Annotated in this window: 4 protein-coding genes; all 4 read right to left on the bottom strand. The window is 38.0% G+C overall.

Annotation, left to right across the window (positions count from 1 at the left end; all coding sequences use genetic code 11):
- Window positions 1–235 precede the first annotated feature (235 nt).
- Window positions 236–1042, bottom strand: a complete 807-nt coding sequence (locus AC1DPQ_RS22640; protein WP_029279405.1) for a M48 family metallopeptidase — start codon at window positions 1040–1042, stop codon at window positions 236–238.
- A gap of 95 nt (window positions 1043–1137) precedes the next feature.
- Window positions 1138–1785 carry a glycerol-3-phosphate 1-O-acyltransferase PlsY gene (gene plsY, locus AC1DPQ_RS22645; protein WP_029279402.1) on the bottom strand — a complete coding sequence of 216 codons (648 nt, stop codon included), beginning with the start codon at window positions 1783–1785 and terminating at the stop codon, window positions 1138–1140.
- A gap of 49 nt (window positions 1786–1834) precedes the next feature.
- Complete coding sequence (gene nadC / locus AC1DPQ_RS22650) at window positions 1835–2677, bottom strand: carboxylating nicotinate-nucleotide diphosphorylase (protein ID WP_477610950.1); 843 nt, start codon at window positions 2675–2677, stop codon at window positions 1835–1837.
- 125 nt (window positions 2678–2802) lie between these two features.
- The coding region (locus tag AC1DPQ_RS22655) for a DUF4783 domain-containing protein (protein WP_477610951.1) at window positions 2803–3151 on the bottom strand (349 nt) is incomplete at its 5' end.

Consider the following 3151-nt stretch of genomic DNA (forward strand, 5'->3'; position numbering starts at 1 on the left):
ATAAAGGCCATTTCACCTCAGATGCTGTCATGTTGAGCCTGTCGAAACACCTTAGAGGGTATTTAAGCGGGTCCTTCGACAAGCTCAGGATGACAAATCTATCTTTATGATACAAGCTCGATAAGATCTTAATAGCAAGAACGATGCTGAAATAAATTCAGTATGACGACACTTTAAAAAGATCGAAAATTCTGCATTATGCAAAACCTTCCACCTTAAACCTTAAATCATAAACCTATTTCTTATAATACTGCTGCGCTTCAGGTAAATATTTTTGGATCTGTGCAATACGTGTCGCATCGCTTGGGTGGGTACTTAAAAATTCAGCTGGTTTTTGTGCACCTGCCGATGCCGCCGACATTCTATTCCAGAAAGCAGTGGCATTTTGTGGATTGTATCCGGCCATGGCCATAAAAATCAAGCCTAAACGGTCGGCTTCTAATTCTTGATTGCGACTGAATTTTAACATCGCCACTGGTGTACCTACACCATAAAGCGTATTAAAAATAGATTGAGTTTTTGGGTTTTTAGATAATGCAACACCTGCTGCTGCACCAATACCCTGAGCAACCATTTCCTGCGACATCCGCTCTGCAGAGTGACCTGCAATGGCGTGGGCAATCTCATGGCCCATTACAGTGGCCAAACCTGCGTCGTCTTGTGTTATGGGTAAAATACCTGTATAAACTACAATCTTCCCGCCGGGCATACACCAGGCATTTTTCTCGTTGTTCTGTACTACATTAACCTCCCACTGGTAATCTGCAATCAGGTTTCCATAATTATTGCTGTTCATATACGATTTTACAGCCGTAATTAATCTACTACCAACGGTTTTAACTTTCAAAGCCTGCGCATTCGAGGCCGGTAAAACTGTAGTTTTATTCTCCGTTAAAAAGGTGCTATAAGCCTGGAAAGCCATTGGCAAAACCTGGTCGTTACTCACTAAATCAAATCGACTACGGCCTGTTAAAGGAACGGTAGAACAGGAGTTAAATAATAATACTCCAGCAACACTTGCTGTTAAAAATAACTTTTTCATAATGCGATTTTAAATGATTAGTAAATACTGATAAGCAAAACCGTAGATTAAACAGTAAGCCTATAAATAAGTTTTAATGAAATGTGTTTTGTTAATTAATTAGTTTTCTTCCTAAACAAATACACTTTAGATTCTTTGCCTTTCAGCAATCTTTCGAGGTTTTTTTGGTGCGTAACTAAGATTAAAATACAAACCACCATGCCATAAAGCACTTCCGATTTGATTGAAACCTGAAACAAGAACACCACACTGAGCGGAAAAGTAAATCCTGCACAAATGGAGCTTAATGAAACATATTTAGTTAACAATAACACAACCACAAAAACCAGAACACAAAGCATAGATGCTTCGAAGTTAACTGCCAAAATCATTCCAAAAAGTGTAGCAACACCTTTTCCGCCTCTAAAACCTGCAAAAACAGGAAATAAATGTCCCATTACTGCGGTTACACCCAGTGCAAGTTGATAATTGACAAAAACAACTGAATTTTGTGGCCCGGTTACCGACATGCCGATTAAATAGGCCAGATTGGTTGCGGTATAACCTTTTGCAATATCGATGATCATTACAGCAATTCCTGCTTTTTTTCCCAATACCCTAAAGGTATTGGTTGCGCCAGCGTTGCCACTTCCATACTCTCTTACATCGACCCCGTAAAAGGCCTGACCAAGCCATACAGCTGTTGGGATAGATCCAAAAAGGTAGGCAATTAATAACGCGCTGAGAGAATAAACCGTAACCATAGCCTACAATGATACAAAAAATAAGCTTTTAATTTTATAGCAAATCACTTTAGTATGCTTTTAAACTCATATCCAGGCTTTTCACAGAGTGTGTAAGCGCGCCCATCGAAATAAAATCTACTCCGCAAGCARCATATTCGGCAACATTCTCTTCAGTAATTCCTCCAGAAGCCTCTGTAATAAATTTACCGTCGATTAATTTAACCGCAGCTCTTAAGTTTTCGAAACTGAAATTATCAAGCATAATACGGTCTACACCACCAATAGACAAAACTTGGGACAACTCTTCCAGGTTACGCACCTCAATTTCGATCTGAAGTGATTTATTTTGATCAATTAGATATTTTTTAGCAGCTGTAATTGCGTTTGAAATTCCTCCTGCATAATCTACATGATTATCCTTAATTAAGATCATATCATATAAACCAATGCGGTGATTTACACCTCCTCCTATCCTTACTGCCCATTTTTCTAAATAGCGAAGCCCTGGAGTGGTTTTACGGGTATCTAAAATTTTGGTTTTAGTTGTTTTCAATAAAGAAACAATCCGATGGGTTTTAGTTGCAATACCACTCATGCGCTGCATACAATTTAAAACCAAACGCTCTGCAATTAAAATAGCATGTGTACTTCCTGAAACGGTTAGGGCAATATCGCCTACTTTTACCGCTACACCATCCTGCAACAGTACATCAACCTTTAAAGTATCATCAACTTCCTTAAAAATTTCAAGAGCCAGTTCAATTCCAGCCAAAACACCATCTTCTTTGATAATCAGTTTTGCTTTTCCCTGCGTTCCGGGTGGAATTGTTGACAGTGAAGTATGATCACCATCACCAACATCTTCGGCAAGGGCATTTTTTATGAATTGATGTATAAGTTGAGTATCCAAAATGTAGATTTTATGCCGCAAAAATAAGAAATATTTGTTAGCATACAATTTACTGAAGCGTTAAAGTGATTTGTTAACATCAGAAGTTTCTAGCCTCCGCGACTTATGAAGTTGGCACTAGCCAATTAATCCTTTGCCGGTTCGATCCTTAATTCAGTAATCGAAAAGCTGGTATTGAATTTTTTCATGGTAATAGAAACCCTGAAGGTTTCTTTGGCGGTACTTAGAATAATTACGCCAAAACGATAATTTGGATTCGTATTAATTTTATGAAAAATACTTGTTTTTATTGGCGGATGTTTAACAAAAAAATCTCTTAAAATCTGTTCACCCTGTGCTTTTGAGTATACATCTTCTTCATCAACTATAATAAGTTCAATAGTTGAGGCGAAACTTTTCGCAATTTCTTTTGAGTTGCCAGCCTTAAAATACGAGGATAAATCATCAATAATATCTGCCTGAAGAGCTGTAGGG

This window comes from Pedobacter sp. 01T416_2, from assembly GCF_056398925.1.